Source organism: Haemophilus paraphrohaemolyticus, assembly GCF_002015045.1.
Lineage (GTDB): Bacteria > Pseudomonadota > Gammaproteobacteria > Enterobacterales > Pasteurellaceae > Haemophilus_A > Haemophilus_A paraphrohaemolyticus.
This window is the reverse complement of record NZ_MUXX01000024.1, coordinates 1-21885: the sequence shown is the minus strand read 5'-3', so window position 1 is coordinate 21885 and position 21885 is coordinate 1. Positions and strand designations below refer to the sequence as shown.

Annotated in this window: 23 protein-coding genes and 1 pseudogene; 11 read left to right on the top strand and 13 right to left on the bottom strand. The window is 41.0% G+C overall.

Annotation, left to right across the window (positions count from 1 at the left end):
* The first annotated feature begins 7 nt into the window (after nucleotides 1-7).
* The 3 genes from B0184_RS10145 to kdsB all read left to right on the top strand — a co-directional run bounded on the left by B0184_RS10145 (nucleotide 8) and on the right by kdsB (nucleotide 2659).
* Entirely contained in the window at nucleotides 8-853 is an 846-nt protein-coding gene (locus tag B0184_RS10145; protein WP_005707798.1) for a co-chaperone YbbN, read from the top strand.
* Nucleotides 854-928: 75 nt separating this feature from the next.
* Nucleotides 929-1882 (top strand): thioredoxin-disulfide reductase, encoded by a 954-nt coding sequence (trxB, locus tag B0184_RS10140; RefSeq protein WP_005707824.1) that lies wholly within the window; start codon nucleotides 929-931, stop codon nucleotides 1880-1882.
* 18 nt (nucleotides 1883-1900) lie between these two features.
* Nucleotides 1901-2659, top strand: a complete 759-nt coding sequence (kdsB, locus tag B0184_RS10135) for a 3-deoxy-manno-octulosonate cytidylyltransferase (RefSeq protein ID WP_005707792.1) — start codon at nucleotides 1901-1903, stop codon at nucleotides 2657-2659.
* On the opposite strand, the gene B0184_RS10130 is transcribed toward kdsB, so the two are convergent.
* The 4 genes from B0184_RS10130 to tusA all read right to left on the bottom strand — a co-directional run bounded on the left by B0184_RS10130 (nucleotide 2656) and on the right by tusA (nucleotide 4892).
* Nucleotides 2656-3585 carry a LysR family transcriptional regulator gene (locus B0184_RS10130; protein WP_005707814.1) on the bottom strand — a complete coding sequence of 310 codons (930 nt, stop codon included), beginning with the start codon at nucleotides 3583-3585 and terminating at the stop codon, nucleotides 2656-2658. The genes kdsB and B0184_RS10130 overlap by 4 nt on opposite strands.
* 111 nt (nucleotides 3586-3696) lie before the next feature.
* Nucleotides 3697-3915, bottom strand: coding sequence for a translation initiation factor IF-1 (gene infA, locus B0184_RS10125; RefSeq protein WP_005598198.1), 219 nt, complete (start codon nucleotides 3913-3915; stop codon nucleotides 3697-3699).
* A 74-nt stretch (nucleotides 3916-3989) separates the two neighbouring features.
* Nucleotides 3990-4637 (bottom strand): YtjB family periplasmic protein, encoded by a 648-nt coding sequence (locus tag B0184_RS10120; protein ID WP_005707803.1) that lies wholly within the window; start codon nucleotides 4635-4637, stop codon nucleotides 3990-3992.
* A gap of 9 nt (nucleotides 4638-4646) precedes the next feature.
* Nucleotides 4647-4892 carry a sulfurtransferase TusA gene (gene tusA / locus B0184_RS10115; RefSeq protein WP_005707790.1) on the bottom strand — a complete coding sequence of 82 codons (246 nt, stop codon included), beginning with the start codon at nucleotides 4890-4892 and terminating at the stop codon, nucleotides 4647-4649.
* Between the two features lie 83 nt (nucleotides 4893-4975).
* Here tusA and B0184_RS10110 point away from each other — a divergent pair, with 83 nt between their 5' ends.
* The 6 genes and pseudogenes from B0184_RS10110 to fur all read left to right on the top strand — a co-directional run bounded on the left by B0184_RS10110 (nucleotide 4976) and on the right by fur (nucleotide 8402).
* Nucleotides 4976-5446: an FxsA family protein gene (locus B0184_RS10110; RefSeq protein WP_005707829.1), complete on the top strand. Its 471-nt coding sequence runs from the start codon at nucleotides 4976-4978 to the stop codon at nucleotides 5444-5446.
* Nucleotides 5446-6147, top strand: coding sequence for a pseudouridine synthase (locus tag B0184_RS10105; protein WP_005707816.1), 702 nt, complete (start codon nucleotides 5446-5448; stop codon nucleotides 6145-6147). Before B0184_RS10110 ends, B0184_RS10105 begins: the two co-directional genes overlap by 1 nt.
* A 14-nt stretch (nucleotides 6148-6161) precedes the next feature.
* Nucleotides 6162-6928 (top strand): annotated as a pseudogene (gene nudC, locus B0184_RS10100) (NAD(+) diphosphatase).
* Nucleotides 6929-7077: 149 nt separating this feature from the next.
* Complete coding sequence (ybfE, locus tag B0184_RS10095) at nucleotides 7078-7365, top strand: LexA regulated protein (protein ID WP_005707791.1); 288 nt, start codon at nucleotides 7078-7080, stop codon at nucleotides 7363-7365.
* Nucleotides 7366-7381: 16 nt separating this feature from the next.
* Complete coding sequence (fldA, locus tag B0184_RS10090) at nucleotides 7382-7906, top strand: flavodoxin FldA (protein WP_005707828.1); 525 nt, start codon at nucleotides 7382-7384, stop codon at nucleotides 7904-7906.
* Nucleotides 7907-7955: 49 nt separating this feature from the next.
* A complete protein-coding gene (fur, locus tag B0184_RS10085) occupies nucleotides 7956-8402 on the top strand; it encodes a ferric iron uptake transcriptional regulator (RefSeq protein ID WP_005707818.1) in 447 nt (148 codons plus the stop codon).
* A 68-nt stretch (nucleotides 8403-8470) separates the two neighbouring features.
* Here the strand turns inward: fur and glyA are convergent, their stop codons facing one another.
* The 4 genes from glyA to lptF all read right to left on the bottom strand — a co-directional run bounded on the left by glyA (nucleotide 8471) and on the right by lptF (nucleotide 13008).
* On the bottom strand, nucleotides 8471-9736 hold the full coding sequence (gene glyA, locus B0184_RS10080) for a serine hydroxymethyltransferase (RefSeq protein WP_005707819.1): 1266 nt from the start codon (nucleotides 9734-9736) through the stop codon (nucleotides 8471-8473).
* Between the two features lie 194 nt (nucleotides 9737-9930).
* A complete protein-coding gene (locus tag B0184_RS10075) occupies nucleotides 9931-10818 on the bottom strand; it encodes an NAD(+) kinase (RefSeq protein ID WP_005707807.1) in 888 nt (295 codons plus the stop codon).
* A 4-nt stretch (nucleotides 10819-10822) separates the two neighbouring features.
* Complete coding sequence (lptG, locus tag B0184_RS10070; protein ID WP_005707800.1) at nucleotides 10823-11905, bottom strand: LPS export ABC transporter permease LptG; 1083 nt, start codon at nucleotides 11903-11905, stop codon at nucleotides 10823-10825.
* A complete protein-coding gene (gene lptF, locus B0184_RS10065; RefSeq protein WP_005707815.1) occupies nucleotides 11902-13008 on the bottom strand; it encodes an LPS export ABC transporter permease LptF in 1107 nt (368 codons plus the stop codon). The genes lptG and lptF overlap by 4 nt, the downstream gene beginning before the upstream one ends.
* 182 nt (nucleotides 13009-13190) lie before the next feature.
* On the opposite strand from lptF, the gene pepA reads away from it, so the two are divergent.
* The gene (gene pepA / locus B0184_RS10060; RefSeq protein WP_039850971.1) at nucleotides 13191-14687 is read left to right on the top strand and encodes a leucyl aminopeptidase; all 1497 of its coding nucleotides are present in this window, start codon (nucleotides 13191-13193) and stop codon (nucleotides 14685-14687) included.
* Between the two features lie 120 nt (nucleotides 14688-14807).
* Complete coding sequence (locus tag B0184_RS10055) at nucleotides 14808-15875, top strand: AI-2E family transporter (RefSeq protein WP_005707817.1); 1068 nt, start codon at nucleotides 14808-14810, stop codon at nucleotides 15873-15875.
* 29 nt (nucleotides 15876-15904) lie between these two features.
* Here the strand turns inward: B0184_RS10055 and B0184_RS10050 are convergent, their stop codons facing one another.
* The 5 genes from B0184_RS10050 to hflK all read right to left on the bottom strand — a co-directional run bounded on the left by B0184_RS10050 (nucleotide 15905) and on the right by hflK (nucleotide 21718).
* Nucleotides 15905-16615 (bottom strand): YwiC-like family protein, encoded by a 711-nt coding sequence (locus B0184_RS10050; protein WP_005707812.1) that lies wholly within the window; start codon nucleotides 16613-16615, stop codon nucleotides 15905-15907.
* An 85-nt stretch (nucleotides 16616-16700) separates the two neighbouring features.
* Nucleotides 16701-18152: a tRNA uracil 4-sulfurtransferase ThiI gene (gene thiI / locus B0184_RS10045; protein ID WP_005707801.1), complete on the bottom strand. Its 1452-nt coding sequence runs from the start codon at nucleotides 18150-18152 to the stop codon at nucleotides 16701-16703.
* Nucleotides 18153-18263: 111 nt separating this feature from the next.
* On the bottom strand, nucleotides 18264-19562 hold the full coding sequence (gene purA / locus B0184_RS10040; RefSeq protein ID WP_005707796.1) for an adenylosuccinate synthase: 1299 nt from the start codon (nucleotides 19560-19562) through the stop codon (nucleotides 18264-18266).
* 87 nt (nucleotides 19563-19649) lie between these two features.
* Nucleotides 19650-20537, bottom strand: coding sequence for a protease modulator HflC (gene hflC / locus B0184_RS10035; protein ID WP_005707826.1), 888 nt, complete (start codon nucleotides 20535-20537; stop codon nucleotides 19650-19652).
* Complete coding sequence (gene hflK / locus B0184_RS10030; RefSeq protein WP_005707820.1) at nucleotides 20537-21718, bottom strand: FtsH protease activity modulator HflK; 1182 nt, start codon at nucleotides 21716-21718, stop codon at nucleotides 20537-20539. Before hflK ends, hflC begins: the two co-directional genes overlap by 1 nt.
* Between the last annotated feature and the right edge of the window lie 167 nt (nucleotides 21719-21885).

Here is a 21885-nt window from a genome sequence, read left to right as displayed (position 1 = left end):
AATTTTTATGGACTACATTATTAACGTAAACGAAAGTAATTTTAGCGAAGTTTGGGCGGCAGCCTCACAAATGCCTGTAGTGTTTAACTTTGTCTCACCGCGTGAAATGGCATCTATTGAGATGGATTCACTCCTTCGCCGCCTTGCCGATGAGCATCCGAATCAGTTTTTATTGGCAACAGTGAATTGCGATGAACAGCGTGAGTTGGCAATGCAGTTTCGTATTCAAGCTATCCCAACGATGTATCTGTTTGCCGATGGGCAGCCTGTCGATATGATTCAAGGTGCGGTAAGCGAGCAAGAGTTACGCATTCGTTTAGCTAATATTTTGCCCAAAGAGCAAGATTTAAAATTCAATCAAGCCTTAGAATTATTACAAGATGAGCGTTATGCGGAAGCCTTGCCACTTTTAAAATCTGCATGGGAATTATCGGATAAGAAAAACAGCGATTTCGCCTTGCTTTATGCTGAAACCTATATCGTGATGAAAAAAATGGAAGAGGCAAAAGAAATCTTAAAAGCGATTCCTATTCAAGATAGAGATAGCCGTTGGCACGGTTTACAGTCGCAAATTGAATTATTAGAGCAAGCTGCTGAATCGCCAGAATTACAACAACTTCAAGCTGATTATGTAAGCAATAAAACGCCTGAAGTTGCGATTAAACTAGCGAACCAATTGCATCAAGCGGGCAAAAATGAAGAGGCATTAACGCTGTTGTTTGATTGGTTAAAATCCGATCTTTCGGTTGCTAATGGCGAATTAAAAACGCAATTTTTAGCGATTTTATCTGCATTGGGTAATGATCCAATTGTACCGAAATTTAGACGACAGCTTTATTCGTTGCTTTATTAAGCATTTATTATATCAATTTATCTGCAGGGGCTAATTATATAGCCCCGGAAATCAAACAGACTTTAAGGACAAAAAATGACAACCAAACATACCAAATTATTGATCTTAGGCTCAGGCCCTGCGGGCTACACTGCAGCAGTTTATGCCGCACGTGCGAATTTAAATCCCTTGTTAGTGACAGGGATGCAACAAGGTGGACAACTGACTACTACCGATGAAATCGAAAACTGGCCAGGCGAATATGAACACACCACGGGCTCTGGTTTAATGGATAAAATGCTCAAGCACGCGGAAAAATTCAACACCGAAATCGTGTTTGACCACATTCACACCGTTGATCTTTCTAAACGTCCATTCACACTGCAAGGCGATATTCACACCTTCACTTGCGATGCGTTAATTATTGCAACAGGTGCGTCAGCTAAATATCTTGGCTTACCTTCAGAAGAGGCTTTCAAAGGCAGAGGCGTTTCTGCTTGTGCAACTTGTGATGGTTTCTTCTATCGTAACAAACCTGTGGCAGTGATTGGTGGCGGTAATACCGCGGTGGAAGAGGCACTATATTTAGCCAATATCGCTAGTGAAGTGCATTTAGTTCATCGCCGTGATAGCTTCCGTGCGGAGAAAATCTTGCTCGGTCGTTTAGCAAAACGTGTGGAAGAAGGCAAAATTATTCTACATACCGATCGTACCGTGCAAGAAGTATTAGGAGATAACGCAGGTGTAACAGGCATGCAATTAGTATCAACTAAAGATGGTTCAACCGAAGAGATTAAAGTTGATGGCTTTTTTGTAGCAATTGGCCACGCACCCAATACGGGAATTTTTGAAGGACAATTAGAACTTGATAATGGCTACATCAAAGTGAAATCAGGCTTAGAAGGTAATGCAACAGCGACTTCTGTGGAAGGAGTTTTTGCGGCCGGTGATGTAATGGATCATAATTACCGCCAAGCAATTACTTCCGCAGGTACAGGCTGTATGGCAGCCCTTGATGCAGAACGCTTCTTAGATGCTCAGGAAGCTTAAGAAAGATAAGAGGAAAATATGAGCTTTACCGTCATTATTCCCGCCCGCTACGCATCTAGCCGCTTACCTCGTAAGCCACTCGCAGATATTGTAGGCAAACCGATGATCCAACACGTATGGAAAAAAGCCCAACAAGCGGGCGCAAATCGTGTGATTATTGCAACCGATCACGAAGAAATTGAGAAAGTGGCAAAAGCATTTGGTGCGGAAGTCTGTATGACTTCAACCGAGCACAATTCAGGTACTGAACGCTTGTCAGAAGTGATTGAAAAAATGGCAATTGCTGACGATGAAGTCATCGTAAATGTACAAGGTGATGAACCACTCATTCCATCTGTGATTATTCAACAAGTTGCTCAAAACTTAGCGGAAAATCAAGTTAATATGGCAACCCTTGCGGTAAAATTAGAGACCAAAGAGGAGTTATTTAATCCAAACTGCGTAAAAGTAGTAACCGATCAAAAAGGAATGGCGCTCTATTTCTCTCGTGCCACCATTCCATTTGCGCGCGATCACTTTGCAGATTGTGATGACGCTTTTGTCGCAAGCCAGCCTTATCTTCGCCACATTGGGATCTATGCTTATCGAGCGAAATTTGTAAACCAATATATTCGTTGGCAGCCAACAGTGCTTGAAAAGTTAGAATCTCTAGAGCAACTTCGGGCACTTTGGTATGGTGAGAAAATTCACGTAGAACTTGCAAAAGAAGCACCGCAAGTAGGCGTGGATACGCTTGAGGATTTGGAAAGAGTCCGAGCAATTTTGACCGCTTGTTAACAATTCAACACAATCAAACCCGGTAAAGTCGCAAAACTTTGCGATTTTACCGTGTTGTGGAAATCGTTGAGATAGGCAAAATGTTGGTCAGTTTCACGGAATGCACCATATAAGTTGCTGTAAAGCCCTTGTTGAGTGATTTTTCGTGAAACTACATAACCGCGATCTAAATACGGTTTTACCGCCCAATATGGAAGGGTCGCAATACCGCGCTTACTCGCAACGAGCTGAATAATCGCAATCGTCAATTCGCTGGTACGGCGTTTTGGCACAATCCCTGCGGGGCGAAGCACTTTTCGCAATAAGTCCAACATATCATCTGGCACAGGGTAAGTAATCCAAGTTTCATCCGCAAAATCTTCAGCTTCCCAAACCTCTTTGTTAGCAAGCGGGTGATCTTTAGCACAGATGCCGACCATTTCATAGGAAAAGAGCGGATGATAAATAATCCCTTCGGTTTCCTCTGCTTCAGAAACTACCGCCCAGTCAGAACGATGTGTCAGCAATAATCCAACGGTATCGGTATGGAACCCCGATACAATATCCAACTCAACCAGCGGCCAATTTTGACGAAAAGAATCCATCGCGGGCATTAGCCAGTCAAAACAGGTATGGCATTCTACAGAAATGCGTAATTCCCCTACTTCGCCCTGTTTTACGCGAGCTAAATCTAATTCCGCCTCGACTACTTTCGGTAAAATTTCGTGTGCCAGTTTCACTAAACGCTCACCCGCAGGGGTAAAACGCAAAGGCGTAGTTTTACGTTCAAATAGCGTAAGATCATATTGATCTTCAAGCAGTTTAATTTGGTGTGAAAGCGCTGATTGAGTAAGATGAATACGCTTCGCTGCTAAGGAAACACTACCACTCTCTTTTAAGGCAAATAAGGTTTTTAAATGGCGAAGTTCGAGAAAAATCGGTTTCATAGCAGGAATTTTTGAAAAGATAATGAAGGAATGGGCGAGCGATTTGCAAATTTTTTCTGGAAATTCACCGCTTGCTCGCCGTTCAAAACAGGTTAATACACGAGTTTGTGCTTAGCGTGCACGGAAGATAATGCGTGCTTTGCTTAAATCGTATGGGGTCATTTCAACGGTAACTTTATCGCCAGTTAAAATACGGATGTAATTTTTACGCATTTTACCTGAGATGTGTGCTGTCACAACGTGGCCGTTTTCTAATTCCACGCGAAACATTGTATTTGGTAAGGTTTCTAAAATTGTACCTTGCATTTCAATGCAATCTTCTTTAGCCATTGCTTCCTCTTTTTTGAATGTGCTTAATTTAAATAAAACGGTGCATATTATACCCTGATAGGCTTAAAATACAATTATTTCCTAAAATTCCGCCTTCTTGAATGAAAGCGCTGTACTTGCGATTTTAAGTTCGTTGTCTCCGTCTTACGGACTGTTCTCACGTGTGGCATTTTTCGGCGTAAGTAGTAAAAAATCGTGGCGGAAAACAGTACGCCAGTCAGCACCAAAATAATCAGCTCACCATAGAGTTGTTGAAATAATTTGTTTACTTTAACCTGTGTGCTATCTTCATATTGAGCATCAAAAGTTACCCGTAAAAAGCCCACTAACGCTTGTTTGGCAAAAATCGGTTCAACAATTTGTTGGGTATTCTTTTGCTCAATTCGCTCTTGTAATGCCATTGAATGCTGACTCTGAGCAAGTAATTCACCCGTGGCGGAATAGAGGTTAGCATCTAACACAAACTCTTCTTTCGAGAAGCTATCCAACGCCTCAGCCAGCTCATCTGTTTTGGTATTTTTCATCAACATTAACGAAAACAAGTTCGCTTGCTGTCGCACTAATACGTGAGCAAGGTTAGAGACTTGGCTAATGCTTGCCAATTGCGATCCCACTTTAAATTGATTTACACCGTTTAAAATCACGCTAATCGTTGCTAAACAAAAGGTGAGCGTGGAAATAAACACCAACATTTTGGTTAATTTTTCGCGAGAAAAATACATAATTAAGCCTTATTTTGCTAAGCCTTTTTTCAGCCAGTAATGGTAAGGCACAGTTTCGGTTTCTCTTTTCAGCAGCTGATGCTCCATAAATTCACAGAAACTCGGAATATCACGCGTGGTGGCCGGGTCATCTGCAATAATGTGTAAAATTTCGCCCTCGTTCATATGACGCACCGTTTTGCGTGTGAGCATCACAGGCTCAGGGCAACGCAAACCTAGTGTATCTAAAGTTTGATCTGCGGTTAATTCTGTCATCTTAGACCTTTTCGTATCGACTAAATATTATAAGGCGATTAAAATACACTATTTTCTACCTTCACGCAAAAATAAGGAAGCCTATGCCGTTACTTATCATCTTTTTTGCCCTGATTCTCTATATCTATTGCGAACTCTCGCTTTTAGTCAGCGTGAGTGCTGCACTCGGTGTTTTTCCCACCATTTTCTTGTTAATCGCCATTTCTGTGCTCGGCATTTGGCTAGTGAAACTACGTGGGCTATACACCATGCTTTCGATCCGCCAAGACTTAGCTCAAGGCAAGCTCCCGACCGATGCGGTTATTAACTCCGTGTTCTTTATTATTGCGGGGATTCTGCTCATTATTCCTGGCTTTATCAGCGATATTTTAGCCATTTTATGCGTTCTGCCATTTACGCGTAAACTGATTAAATTATGGGGCTTAAATGTATTGAAAAACCGCTTTCAATTCGTCAATTTCACAGCAAATCAGACTGCTTACCGCACAAAAGATGACAACGTGTTTGATGCCGAATTTGAGCGTCAGCAAGAAACTGATAAGTGGGTTAAATAATGTTTAAAAGAAAAACCTTTAGTCGCAAGCCCACTTTGCAAACTAAAACGAAAAAACGACCGCTTGTTGCCGCCCCGAGTTTTGATGAAACGGTCGTAGTGCTCTTCAACAAGCCGTATGATGTGCTTTGCCAATTTACCAACGAGCAAGGACGACAAACATTGAAGGATTTTATTGATATTCCGAACGTTTACCCCATTGGTCGCCTAGATCAAGATAGTGAAGGTTTACTTCTGCTCACAAATCATGGCGAAATTCAACACCGTTTAGCTCATCCGAAATTTGAGAAAGAAAAAACTTATTGGGTGCAGGTGGACAATATTCCAACCAAGGATGCAATTTACCAATTGCAACAAGGCGTTGAACTAAAAGATGGGCGAACCAAACCCGCAAAAGCCAAGCTAATTAATGCACCAAATTTTGAGTGGGCAACTGCCCCGAAAATCCGCGAACGAAAAAATATCCCAACCGCGTGGCTAGAGCTAAAAATCAGCGAAGGCAAAAACCGCCAAGTCCGCCGAATGACCGCTCACGTAGGCTTTCCCACATTACGCTTAATTCGTGTAGGATTAGGAGAATTTAAATTAAATGGATTAGAAACGGGAAAATATAAGATTTTAACGGGGGAAGAAAAAATGAGGTTGTTTGAGCAATTGAAGTTGAATAAATCCCCCCTCTTTAGCAAAGAGAGGGGCTTTTAAATAAGGAACTTAAAATGAACCAATCATACTGGGCAATCATAAACCATTTTGATATTGCTCTCATTAACAATGAATTACCCTTTGGTACGGCGGAAGAGATCGGTACAAGCGGTCGAAAAAGCGTAAAATTGGCGAATATAAAGGTTTTCCGTTGAATTTAGTGCAGGCGACAGAAGCAGACTTAAGCAGTTGGGCGTTTGTGTTTTTACGCACACAAATTGCTCGCTCTTTGGAAGAAGCATTGACGATGCACCGTGCGGTGGCGTTAAATCATTTCCTTGAAACACATCAATTTTGTGGAAAATGCGGTACAAAAAATGTGCTGTCAGAGAAAGAAATTGCAATGATTTGCCCAAGTTGTAACCAGCATTTCTATCCTGTTTTAAGTCCAAGTATTATTGTGGCTGTGCGTCGTGGTAAACAGATTTTATTGGCAAATCACCAGCGTCATAAGGGCTCAATTTACACCACCTTAGCAGGCTTTATTGAAGCAGGCGAAACGGCTGAACAAGCGGTTGAACGTGAGGTATTTGAGGAAAGCGGTCTAAAAATTAAAAACATTCGCTATTTTGGTAGTCAACCGTGGTCATTCCCCAATTCGTTAATGTTAGGTTTTTTAGCAGATTATGAAAGTGGAGAAATTCGTTTGCAAGAGGAAGAAATTTACGATGCCAGATGGTTTGATGCAAATAAGCCTTTACCTGAACTTCCACCCAAAGGCACGATTGCGTTGCAATTGATTGAAGAAACGTTAAAAATTTGCCAATCAGAAAGCACATAACAATTGGCGAGATAAGCATCAGATTTTGTGGCTTATTCTTTTAAAATACCCGAATAATATGGTATAGTACCGCCTTACTCAGTAGCTTATCATTCTCACTTAGCAAAGCTAAGTGAGGAAACGAAGCTCAAGCCCACGGCTGGAACATTATGGCAAAACAGGACGCAGATTGTATCACCCTTGATTTGTTCGCAAGCGTGCCAAAAGTTGGGCGACCACGCACGAACCCTTTAAGTCGAGAACAGCAAATTCGTATAAACAAACGCAATCAACTCAAACGCGACCGCTCATCGGGGTTAAGACGCGTGGAGTTAAAATTGCATTCTGATTTAGTGCAACGACTTGAAGATGAAGCGAGCCAACGCAATATCACTCGCGGACAATTGATTGAATATATTTTAAATGATTATGTCGGTAATCTTGCCGATAACGATTAACAGGTAGGTAATTAATATGGCAGTAGTAGGTTTATTCTACGGTAGCGATACAGGTAATACAGAAAACATCTCTAAAATGATTCAAAAAGAGATTGGTGCAAATTTAATCGATATTCGTGACATTGCAAAAAGCACGAAAGAAGATATTGAAGCCTATGATTTCTTGTTATTCGGTATCCCAACTTGGTATTACGGTGAATCTCAAGCGGACTGGGATGATTTTATGCCAACCTTAAAAGAGATTGATTTTACTGGCAAAGTTATCGGTATTTTCGGTTGTGGTGACCAAGAAGATTACGCAGAATATTTCTGTGACGCAATGGGCACAATTCGCGATATCGTAGAAGAAAATGGTGCAGTTATTGTAGGTCATTGGCCAACAGAAGGCTATAACTTCGAAAGCTCACAAGCGGTCATTGATGATGAAACTTTTGTAGGTTTATGCATTGATGAAGATAGACAGCCTGAATTAACCGAAGGCCGTGTGAAAGCTTGGTGTAAACAGCTTACCGAAGAGATGTGTTTAGACCAATTAGCCTAATAGTTGAATATAAAAAAATAACATTGAATGAGGACAAAAGGTGACAGTGATGTCTGATGAAAATATTAAATTACTCAAAAGTGTTGGTTTAAAAGTCACTGAACCACGCTTAACTATTCTTGCGTTAATGCAAGAAACTCGTGAACAGATGCAACATTTTTCAGCAGAAGATATTTATAAGCTACTGCTTGAAAAAGAGTCTGATATTGGTTTAGCAACGGTTTATCGAGTATTAAATCAATTCGAAGAAGCGGGTATTTTAGTTCGTCACAATTTTGATGCCAATAAAGCGGTGTTTGAGCTAAATATCGAACAAGATCACGACCATATTATCTGTATGGATTGCGGTAAAGTATTTGAATTTAAAGATCCTGATATTGAGCGCCGCCAACGCGAAATCAGTGAAAAACACGGTATGAAACTCGCTACACATAGTTTATATCTTTACGGCAACTGCCAAGATATTAACCATTGTGAGACGAAAGAGAAGAAATAACCTCTTATATTAAAAAACCCCAACCGTCATATAAATTGATGATTGGGGCTTCATTTTATACGTTCAAATTATTTCGCATAAACCGGTAAACGTTTACAAATTGCTAACACTTTTTCTTTTGTTTGTGCAATCACTTGCTCTTCATTTTCTTTGCCTAATGCGTCTAACACATCACACATCCAGCCTGCTAATTCACGCACATCGTTTTGGTTAAAACCACGACGGGTAACAGATGGTGTGCCAACGCGGATACCTGAAGTCACAAATGGTTTTTGTGGATCGTTTGGTACTGCGTTTTTATTTACTGTGATGTTCGCTTTACCTAATGCTGCATCCGCTGCTTTACCCGTTAAACCTTGTTTGATAAAACTTACGAGGAATAAGTGGTTTTCTGTGCCGTTTGAAACAACATCGTAGCCACGTTGTTTGAATACTTCTACCATCGCTTTCGCATTTTTGATTACGTTAGCTTGGTATTCTTTGTATTCTGGCTCTAATGCTTCTTTGAAACATACCGCTTTCGCTGCAATGATGTGAACTAATGGACCACCTTGGTTTGCAGGGAATACTGATGATTGTAATTTTTTGTAGATCTCTTCATCACCACAAGAAGAAAGAATTAAGCCACCACGTGGACCGCCTAATGTTTTGTGGGTTGTGGTTGTTACAACATGTGCGTGTGGTAATGGATTTGGATATAAACCTGCTGCGATTAAACCTGCAACGTGCGCCATATCAACGAATAAATATGCACCAACTACGTCTGCAATTTCACGCATTTTCGCCCAATCTACGACTTGTGAGTAAGCAGAGAAACCTGCCACGATCATTTTGGGTTTGCACTCTAATGCTTTTTGGCGAACATCTTCGTAATTGATCACGCCATCTGCAGTAATACCGTAAAGCACAGAGTTGTAGATTTTGCCGGAGAAGCTTACTTTTGCACCGTGCGTTAAGTGACCGCCGTGGGCCAAATCCATACCTAAAATGGTATCTCCTGCGTTGATCAATGCACCGTAAACGGCAGCGTTCGCTTGTGAACCAGAGTGCGGTTGTACATTCGCATAATCTGCACCGAATAACTTTTTCGCACGGTCAATTGCTAATTGCTCCACAATGTCTGCATATTCGCAACCACCGTAGTAACGTTTGCCTGGATAGCCTTCTGCGTATTTGTTAGTGAATTGAGAGCCTTGAGCTTCCATTACACGTGGGCTTGCATAGTTTTCTGATGCGATCAATTCAATGTGTTCTTCTTGACGACGATTTTCATCTTGGATTGCTTGCCATAAAATTGGATCGTAATCTTTGATATTCATATTAGCTGTAAACATTCAAGCCTCCTGTAACTCGATAAACTCAACAAAAATTCAACTTTAATAAAAACTTACTTACGCAAACGTTTTCGTTTTAAAAAGACAACGCATTTTACTCATTTTTAACAACAAGCGGTAGCTTTTTTCGAATGATTTGCGTGTTAAATCTTCATAATCACTATGAAGAATAATCATCTTTATGTAAAACTACATTAGAATAATTTACTCGCCCATCCCAATTTTGAGCCCAGCACGGTAAAATAGTTATAGTCATTAAGATGCAATAAGTGCAATTTATCTTTGCTTTTTCTCACAATCACACGATCTTCTGTGGAAAATGGCAAGACAGCTTGCCCATCGCAACTCACTTCTAAATGTGGTTGATTATGCTGAGAAAAACGCAGTGAGATATGGCTATCGCCATCCACCACCAGCGGGCGTGAAGAGAGCGTATGTGGATGCATTGGTACAAGGGCAATCGCATTCATATTTGGAGTAAGGATAGGACCGCCGGCCGAGAGAGAGTAAGCGGTTGAACCCGTTGGAGTAGCAATAATCAAGCCATCAGAACGTTGAGAAAAGGCAAATTTGCCATCAATATAAACTTCAAATTCAATAATACGAGCGACTTGGCTTGGGTGGGCAACGACTTCATTAAGTGCGTTGCTTGAGGCAATAATTTTGCCATTTCGTTCGATATGGGCTTCTAATAAAAAACGCTCTTCAATCAGAAACTCGCCTTTTTCAAGGCAGCTATAAAGCTGTTCAAAAGCCGTTTGTGGAGCAATGTCGGTCAGAAAACCAAGATTACCTCGATTGATGCCAATCAACGGCACTTTATATTTGGCGAGGGCTCGAGCCATACCGAGCATATTCCCATCGCCACCAATGACAATCACAATGTGGGCATTCTCGCCAATTGTTTTCAACGAATGCCCTTCTGCAAGATGCAATTGCTCGGCAATTTTTTCTTCGACTAATACATCATAATGGCGATCTTTCAGCCAATTATAGACTGCCAAATGGGTTTCTAAAGCACTATCGTGGCGAGGATTGCCTACAATGCCGATAGTTTGGAATGCTCTTTCTAATCTGCTCATTTTTCTAATCCCGTTTTTTCGCCAATAACCACCAGACAATGGTTAAGCAGATTAAGCTCGGAATCAGTGCGCCGATAAAGGTTGGAATCCACGCAAACACCAAGGTCATATTACCGAAAGTAATGTTCGACACATAGAACACGAAACCTGCGATGATCCCGATAAAGAGCTTAGTTCCCATTGCACTACTACGAAGCGGCCCGAAAACGAAAGAGATTGCCAATAACATCATTACCGCCATTGAAATTGGCTGGTAAACCTTACGCCAGAAAGCAATTTCAAAGCGTTTTGGATCTTGTCCTGTTTCTTTCAAAAAGCCCACATAATCAGACAAGCCCGAAATAGACAGCGATTCTGGTTTAAGCGATACAATGCCCAGCTTGCTTGGAGTAATGGTGGTTTGCCACGCTTGAGCCACTTCTTTATTTTGCTGGATTTGGTTTTCGTTAATCAATGATTTTTCTACTTTTTGTAACTGCCATTGATTATCGCCATACACCGCACTCTCCGCTTGGGTAATGGCTTTCAAGGCTTTGTTATCAAAGTGGTAAATCGACACATTGTTCAATTCGCGCTCATTGCTGATATGGCGAATGTAGATAAAATCTTGCCCATCTTTTGCCCAGAATCCGCCCGTAGTTGCGAGCATTGAGCCACCACTTTGGGCAATTGAGCGCATATTTCGTGCATATTGTTCAGTTTGTGGAATGCCCCATTCACTTAAAAACATGGCGAGGAAAATTAGTGGCATGGCAGTTTTCATCACTGCTAAACCAATACGGAAACGAGAGAAACCCGATGCCTGCATCACCACCAATTCACTACGACTAGCAAGGTTGCCTAAACCAAGCAAGCCACCAATTAACACTACTACAGGGATAATTTCTTTAATATCACTCGGCAACATCAACAAGGCATAATAGGTAGCAGTCACTGCATCGTAGCTGCCTTTACCGACATCTTTAAACTCTTCCACCAATTTCACGATAAAAATCAGCCCACTAATGGCAAGCAGCACGGCAAAAATCATCGCTAAAATGCTTTTACCAATATAGCGTTCTAAAATATTCATTCCAAAAATTTTCATAATGCCCCCGCTTTTTTGAAAGAGAAGCGATGGCGAATCGCAGACATCCATCGCGTTTCCCAGCCATTCATCACGATGCCAAGTACTAAAAATACTATCGAAACCGCTGGCATAAAAATAGACGCATCTAATTTGCCAGATGAACCTGCCGATTTCAGCGAGCTTTGAAGCAAGAAATAGATTAAATAGAGCAACACCGCAGGAATAATTTTCGCAAATCGCCCTTGGCGCGGATTGACGCTACTCATTGGCACGGCTAACAATGCCATCAACGGCACCGCAAACACAAGGGCAAAACGCCATTGTAATTCAGCTTTTGCTTCAGGTGATTTGTCTGCTATCAGTTTAGAAAAATCGGCACGCTGCATCAATTTGTCACTGGAGTTTACATCTTGATAGCCTAAATAAGCGGTGTAATTATCAAAATGAGAAATACGGAAATCGGCTGTTTTTGCCGTGCCTTCATAGCGGGTACTCTCTTTTAGAGTGAGCAACTGATCGCCATTCGGCAAACCTTGTAACACGCCTGTATCCGCTACCACCACAGAGGGGCGATTTTTCTTTTGTTGATCGGGTTGGAACACATAAATATCATTCAAAGTATTCGCTTCATTATTGATATTTTCAATAAATAATACATAACCACCCGCGGTCATAAATTGACCAGCTGAAAGAGCTGAAAAACGCGGGTTAGATTTCGCTTCCGCTAAAATTTTGCTTTGCATATCAATTGCCCAGGGGGTAAGCGAGAAAATGTTATACGCCGCCAAAGCGGTAGTAAAAATTGATAGAAATAACGCCACACGGGTAAGCAAGCCTTGCCCCACACCGCAAGCACGCATTACTGTGATTTCACTTTCCGTATATAAACGACCAAGAGTAAGTAACAACGCCACAAAGAGCGAAAGCGGCAACATAAATTGCGAAAGTGCTGGCATTCCTAAGCCTAATAAACTGAGCACTAAATCAGTTGGCACTTTCCCACTTACGGCAGAATTAAGCACACTAATCAGTTGCTGACTAAAAAACATCAGCAACAAGATAAACAGAATCGCTATCTGGCTTTTAAAAATCTCTTTCGTTAAATATCGACTTAAAATCACAATCGGGTTCTCTATAAATTATGCTTGCAATTTCTTTGCAAATCGGTAGTTTATGACCTGTATTTTCTGGCTTGGTTCAAGCGGTCGGTTTTCCGCCTATTTTGTAAATTTTCTAGCAAAATTGACCGCTTGAAAAAGATGCTATGATACCTCTTTCTCAGAAAAAAATCACGGGAGCATTTATGGAATTTAATGTAAAAAATGGCAGTATCGAAAAACAACGTACAGGCTGTGTGATCATTGGCGTGTATGAAACTCGTCGATTCAGCGAATCTGCCGAAGAATTAGACCGCTTGAGCGAAGGCTATTTGAGCAACATTTTACGCAAAGGCGATTTAGACGGCAAAGTGGGACAAACGCTCCTATTGCATCACGTACCAAATATGCCCGCAGAGCGCGTGTTATTGGTTGGCTGTGGCAAGGAGCGTGAGCTCACCGAACGCCAATACAAACAACTCACACAAAAAGCAGTGCAGGTGTTAAATGAAACTGGCGCAACCGAAGCTGTTTCGTTCTTAAGCGAACTTCACGTGAAAGGTCGCTCAACGTATTGGAACATCCGTTTTGCAATTGAAGCCATCCAAGGGCTGCTTTACAGCTATAACGAATTTAAAAGCGTTAAACCTGAAACCAAGCGTGAATTACGCCGTGTGATTTTTAATGTTGCCAACCGCAAAGAGTTAGCTGAAGCAGAGCGAGCTTTAGCTCATGGGCAAGCGGTTACTTTAGGAATAAGTTTTGCAAAAAATGTGGCGAATTGTCCGCCAAATGTGTGTAACCCAGCCTATTTAGCAAAATTAGCGACCCAATTAGCCGAAGATTACAACAACATCACCACCACGATTATAGATGAAAAAGCGATGGAAGAACTAGGTATGAATGCCTATTTGGCGGTTTCTCGTGGTTCTGAAAATCCCGCTTATCTTTCGGTAATTGAATACAAAAATGCACCAAATCCTGATGCCAAACCTATTGTATTAGTCGGTAAAGGCTTAACTTTCGACTCAGGCGGTATTTCCATCAAACCGTCTGAAGCAATGGATGAAATGAAATATGATATGGGTGGTGCTGCTTCGGTTTATGGCACAATGAAAGCCTTGGCAGAAATGAACTTACCACTGAACGTGATTGGCGTGTTGGCAGGCTGCGAAAATATGCCAGATGGCAATGCTTACCGCCCTGGCGATATTCTCACTACGATGAACGGCTTAACGGTCGAAGTGTTAAATACCGATGCCGAAGGTCGCTTAGTACTATGCGATACGCTCACTTATGTCGAACGTTTTGATCCTGAATTGGTAATCGATGTCGCTACCTTAACGGGGGCGTGTATGATTGCATTGGGTGCACACAACAGCGGGGTGATGTCTACCCACAATAATCTTGCACATGATCTGCTGAATGCCGCTGAGGAAGCGGACGATAAGGCGTGGCGTTTACCGCTAGGTGAAGAGTACCAAGAACAGCTCAAATCCAACTTTGCTGACCTTGCCAATATTGGCGGGCGTTTAGGTGGGGCAATTACCGCAGGGCAATTCTTGTCAAACTTCACTAAAAAATATGCTTGGGCACATTTAGATATTGCAGGCACAGCGTGGAAATCAGGGGCAAGCAAAGGTGCTACGGGTCGCCCCGTGCCGTTATTGAGTCAGTTCTTAATTAACAAAGCAAAACTCTAATATTCGTAGGGGGAGGAATTTATCCCCTCCCGATGAACTACTAATAGAATTTAGGACAGGGACAACCCCTGTATCTATGAACAATTAATATAATTTTGATAATTATCGTTTATTCATCCTATGCAAACATTTCCTTTAACTCGATTTTTAATCGCCTTCGCCTCGCTGGTCATTATTCTAGCTGGCGTAAAACTGGCTGGAGAAATTGTTATTCCCTTTTTACTTTCCCTGTTTATTGCGATTATTTGCTCGCCTGCTATTCGCTTTATGACCAAACAAAAAATTCCATTAGGGCTGGCAATTACCTTAATGCTGATTTTTATTGTGATACTTTTCCTCTTTTTAGCAGGAATGATCAACAGCACCATTCGCGAATTTACCGCATCCATTCCACAATATAAAGAAATCTTACAGATTCGATTAGAAACGCTCAAAACGTTCATTACTGAGTGGAATATTCCTCTAACTATCCCAGATATTTCCGCATTAGAGAGTTTCGATCCAAGTATGGTTATGCAACTGGTGAGCCGTGTGTTACTTAGTTTTTCTAACGTAGTATCCAACGTATTTATGTTACTTTTGGTAGTCGTTTTTATGTTGTTAGAATCTCCAACCATCAAGTACAAAATCACGCTAGCATTCAATGGCGGTAAGTCTAATTTCAACCAAGAAGTTGAACATCTAAGCCGCGTTGTAGAAAGTATCATTCGCTATCTTGGCGTAAAAACGTTAATGAGCGCCTTAACAGGGATTGCAATTTACGTTGTTTTAGACATTTTCAGTGTACAATACGCCGTTCTTTGGGCGGTATTAGCTTTTTTGCTAAACTATATTCCTAATATTGGCTCGATATTGGCGGGCATCCCAATTGTCCTTCAAGCTTTACTGCTCAACGGTTTTTCAGATGGTATTGCGGTAATGATCAGCGTAATTGCAATCAATATGTTGGTGGGTAATATTTTAGAACCTCGAATGATGGGTAAAACACTTGGGCTTTCTACCTTAGTCGTCACACTTTCATTACTTTTCTGGGGTTGGTTACTTGGCACGGTGGGAATGCTACTTTCTGTTCCACTCACTATGGCGTTGAAAATTGCATTGGAATCTAGCCCGAATACTATTCAATATGCCGTACTGTTGGGAGATGTGCCTGATCTGGAGAAAGGTAAATATTTGATGAATAAATAGCATTCAAGCGGTCAAATTTATCAGATAATTTACCAAACCAGTGAAATCAAAAAAATCACTATCGTCAAAAACTCAAACATCCCTACCTTTTTCACATTCCAGCCTAATGTTGGCACGATAATCGCTCGTGCCAACGCAAACAAATAAGCGACAAAAATCGCATCCCTACTTAAAAAGAGATAAAACAAGCTCAATACTAAATGAATACTGATGCTGAGTTCAGTATAAAGCGGATTTTTACGCTCACGAGCTAAACTTTTGACATAGAAAGTAGTGCCAATAAAGAAAATCGTTGGATGAATAAGGAAAGAAAAATCGACCTCTTGAACAGCTAAATAATAAGTTGCCATGCCAACAACACCAAAAGTTAAAATGCCCGCAATATCATTCAGCAAATGACGCTCATCACGCTTTTTAGCAAAATAAAATTGCACCAAACTCAGCAGTAATAATGGCAACGCAAAGAGCAAAACCTGAGGAAAAATAATCAGTACGGGCAAAGCAAACATTAAGCTGAGCACAAAATAAATCCCTGCCCAACGTTGATTTTTGGCAGTAGGCTTCTTACTAAAAAGTTGGAAGAATGGATAAGAAAAAAGATAAAGGAAAAGCCATGCGATACCAAATAGAAAGAGCGACCAATCATACGCTTTTGCTTGGATAACCGCATAGAAATAAGGCAAAAATGCCATAGCTAAAGCACCATGCTGATTGGAAATAACAGGTTTCCCGTTTAACATTCTCTAATCCCTAGAGATTTACTCAACTATTAAAAATATGGGGAATTATCACGCAAATAATTCCCCAATTCAACTGTTGTAATGATTATTTTAAACGAAAGACTTTGACGTTATTAAATCCATTCTCTTTGAGATACAACGCTTGTAATTTGCTCATTACCCCACGTTGGCAGTAAAGCAGATAGTTTTTCGACTGATCTAATTCAGTGAATTGGCTAGAAAGTTTGTAGAACGGCAGTTCTTTTACTTCAACGCCTTCCAATTTGAACGGAGCTTCGTCGGTTTCTTCTGGGCTGCGAATGTCTAAAATCACATCGTTTTTTCCAAGCTCTGTGGTGGTTTCAACAGACACCACCTCTTTTTCTGTCTGTTGGGCGATCTCACGAATATCAAGGAACTGCACGTTTTGCACCGCTTGATCTAGCACATCAAAGTTAAAATGCCCTTCTTCCTCAATGATTTTGCTTTCAATCGCTTTCACGGTTGGATTTTTAGAAATCACGCCACAGAATTCTGGCATAGATTTCGCAATATCATCGGTGCCGATCTCTTTTGCCATCGCAATGATCTGCTCTTTATCATGGGTAATCAGCGGGCGAAGCACCAGCGTATCAGAAGCTTTATCAATCAAACGCAAATTAGTCAGAGTTTGGCTTGAAACTTGCCCCAAAGCCTCCCCTGTCACAATTGCCTGAATATCAAAACGCTCGGCAATTTTGCTTGCCGCACGCACCATCATTCGTTTTAATACCACCCCCATTTGCCCGTTATCGACTTTTTCTAAAATCTCTCCGACCACATTTTCAAAATTGATCGCCACAAAACGGACTTTGTGAGAAGTACTATAACGACTCCAAATATGATATGCCATCTGTTTCACGCCAATTTCATGTGCTGCACCGCCTAAGTTAAAGAAGCAATAATGTACACGAGAACCTCGACGAATCAGCATATAGCTGGAAACGCCCGAGTCAAAACCGCCAGAAATCAGTGAAAGCACATCTTCTTGTGTGCCGATTGGATAACCGCCCAAACCTTCGTGGCGTGCTTTTACCAGCAACATTTTGTCGTTATCAATATCAATGCGAACCGTTACATCTGGCTTGGTAAGTTTCACATTTGCCGTTTCGATATGCTGATTTAAACCACCGCCCACATAACGTTCTACATCAAGCGAACGGAATTCGTGCTTACCTTTACGGCGCACACGCACACAGAAAGTTTTTCCTTCTAGCTCTTCTCGCACTTGGGCTAACGTCTGCTCAAAAATATCGTGCATCGTCTCAAACGGGTATTCTTCCACCTCTAAAATATGGTGAATCCCTGGCGTGCGTTTGAGTAAATCCAACACCATTGGGGCTTCTTCCGCCACTTTGGCACGCACTTCGATGAAGTCCCAGTTACGAATCACTGCCACATTTTCAGTTTCACGCAGCAACACATTACGAATATTTGAGGTTAAAATTTTAATAAAGCGTTTACGCACCGAATCGCTTTTAATCATAATTTCAGGAAAAAGTTTAATAATAAATTTCATTTTTTAATTCTAAATAGTTAACAAGCGGGCATATTTTAAAGGAATTTTGCTAATTCTTAAAATAAAAAACACGGGGAAACTCCCCGTGCTTAAACTCTCTAAATTAAGAAATTACGCCACAAATGGATCGCGTAAGATCATCGTTTCAACACGATCAGGCCCCGTTGAAAGAATATCTACGGGCACGCCCACTAATTCTTCAATACGTTTGATATAGTTAATTGCTGTTTGTGGTAAATCTTCTAATTTAGTTACGCGGAAAGTATTTTCTGACCAACCTGGTAAAGTCTCATAAATTGGCTCAACACCTTCCCAGTCTTTTGCCGCTAATGGAGCGTATTCTACGATTTCACCATTTGGCATTTTGTACGCTACACATACTTTTAATTCATCAAAGCCGTCTAAAACATCAAGTTTGGTCATACAGAAACCAGAAATTGAGTTGATTTGTACTGCACGACGAACGGCAACCGCATCAAACCAACCACAACGGCGTGGGCGACCTGTCACAGAACCAAATTCATTACCTTTACGAGCAATTTCTGCTCCCGTTTCATCAAATAATTCTGTGGTAAATGGACCGCTTCCAACTCGGGTGCAGTAAGCTTTAATAATACCTAAAACATAGTCTAAGTGACGAGGACCAAAGCCAGAACCTGTTGCTACACCGCCAGCCGTTGTATTTGAACTGGTTACAAATGGATATGTACCATGGTCAATGTCTAACATTGTTCCTTGTGCACCTTCAAATAAGATGTTCGCACCTTCTTTATGTGCATCGTGAAGCATTGTAGTCACATCAGCAACCATACCTTTGATTACATCTGCAATTGCAAAAACATCATCTAACGTTTTTTGGAAATCGACTGGCTCGACTTTGTAGTAATGAACTAGTTGGAAGTTGTAGTAATCTAAGATAGATTTTAATTTTTCTGCAAAGGCCTCTTTATCGAACAAGTCACTCACACGTAAACCACGGCGAGCCACTTTATCTTCATAAGCAGGACCAATACCACGACCAGTTGTACCAATTTTATTTTTACCTAATGCTGCTTCACGAGCGTGATCCATCGCAACGTGATATGGCAAAATCAGTGGACAAGCTTCCGAAATTTTCAAACGCTCACGCACGTTTACGCCACGCGCTTCTAATTCGCCGATCTCTTTCATTAACGCTTCAGGCGATAGCACCACACCATTACCGATTAAGCAAGTTACGTTATCATGTAGGATGCCGCTTGGAATTAAACGAAGAATCGTCTTTTCACCATTGATAATTAAAGTGTGGCCTGCATTGTGACCACCTTGATAACGCACCACGTATTTTACGCGATCAGTTAATAAATCTACAATTTTACCTTTCCCTTCATCGCCCCACTGAGCGCCGAGAATCGCAACACTTTTACCCATAGGATTTGCCTCTTTGGTTGAGTTTATTAAGAATTGAGTTTGAGTTAAAACGTAAAAGACCCGATTTTTCGGGTCTTATAGATACAATTATTTTGTAGGCGATTTCATAAAGCGTAAAAAATCACTCTCAGGCTTTACAATCATCATATTAGTTTTACCTTCGCCAAAGCTGGTTTCATAAGCTTTTAAGCTACGTACAAAAGCATAAAATTCAGGCTCTTGCCCAAGTGCATTTGCATAAATACGAGCTGCCTGTGCATCACCTTCCCCTTGTAAGATTTCAGCCATTTTTTTCGCATTTGCTTCAATTAACACGACCTTTTTATCTACTTCTGCTTTGATAAATTCCGCTTTTTCTTCACCCTGTGAACGATGCTCCCGGGCTACTGCATCGCGTTCAGCACGCATACGTTGGTAGATAGAAGATGAAACTTCATTTGGTAGATTGATCTGTTTAACACGTACATCTACCACTTCGATGCCCAGTTTTTCTGCTCCATCTTCCCCAGCATTTAAGGCTTTTTGTGCCCCTGCCATTAATTCACCACGCGAACCAGAAACAATATCTTTAATGGTGCGAGAACCAATTTCTGAACGCAAACGGTCATTCACTTTACGACGCAAAAGATCCGAGGCTTTTTGGTAATCGCCTCCTGTTGAAGTATAAAATTGCCCGAAATCACTAATTCTCCATTTCACATAAGAATCAACGAGCAAGTCTTTTTTCTCAACAGTAACAAAACGATCTTCTTTGCCATCTAAGGTTTGAATACGAGCATCTAGCACTTTCAAGCTATCCATAAATGGCACTTTAAAATGCAAGCCTGGTGTGTAAATCACCACTTTTTGTTCCGCATCACGATGGACTTTGTTGAAGCGCAACATAATGCCGCGACCGCCTTCTGGCACAATAGTCATAGACTGGAATAAAACAAATGCCACAACAGCCAGTACAGGTAATAATAATTTACGCATTAGAATCTCCCTCTACGAATTTCTGGTTGTGGTTGCTCTTGTACTGCAATTTTAGGTTGTACAGGTTGTTTGATCACCGGCTCTGCCATAATTATTTCATGTGTTTTAGACTGTGAAGCGGTCGAATTTCCTAACAGTTTTTCCAATGGTAACACATTGATATTTGAACCACCTTCCATCACAACTTTCGGTGTATTCGACATCACTTTTTCCATCGTTTGCAAATATAAACGTTCACGTGTTAATTGCGGTGCAGATTTATATTCTGGCAATAATTTGCTGAAACGCTCTACCTCACCTTGAGCCTCTAACACTACTTTTTCTTTATAAGCTGTTGCTTGCTCAATAATACGCTGTGCTTGACCTCGCGCAATCGGTTCTTTACCACGAGCATAGGCTTCCGCTTCACGAATTAAACGTTGCTCATCTTCCTGTGCTTTAATCGCATCATCAAATGCTGCTTTAACCTCTTCAGGTGGACGAGCATATTGGAAGTTTACATCGGTAATGAGTAATCCTATATCATAGGTTTTAATGATATCACGCAAAGTATTCCACGTTTGTTCACGCACAGTCGCACGACCGGTTGTAAGAATTTCATCCATTTTCATATGGCCTACAACATAGCGTAACGCACTATCGGTTGCTTGTTTTAAGCTATCATTTGGATTATTTACGCTAAACAGATATTTCGCAGGATCTTCCACACGATACTGCACAGTCATTTCAACTTGAACCATATTTTCATCTTGTGTGAGCATTGAACCACTTGTATTAAGTTCCATCACTCGTTCAATGTTTACTGGAATCACTTCATCAATAAAAGTTGGTTTCCAGTTCAAACCTGGTAACACAATTTGATTTAGTTTACCAAAGCGAGTGACTACACCACGCTCTGCTTCTTGTACAGTATAGAAACCAGAAGAGCCCCAAATAACAGTGGCTAAAGCAATAATAGCAGGAATAAACTTACCAAAAGAAGCCGGTTGCTGGTTACCATTTTGATCTTTTTTGCCTCCCATTTTACGAACTAAGCTAGAAAATGCTTCTTCTAAATCAGGTGGCTGTTGATTATTCTGCTGCTTTGGTTCTTGCTGTTCTGAACCATTATCTTGTTGCTCAGACTTCTTTTGACCTGGTTTGCTCCAAGGGTCTTGGTTATCTGATAAATAGAATGCCATACGCTCTCCATAGATGAATTAGAATGTTCTAATCAATAATGTTTAACTAGAAGATTGTACCTATTTGGGCAAGGTTTTACTAGCTTATTTAATGGGAAATTTTCCAATTTTTTAACAATTTATCTTTTCGATAAAAGCGAAAACCCCGTACCTTACGATACGGGGTT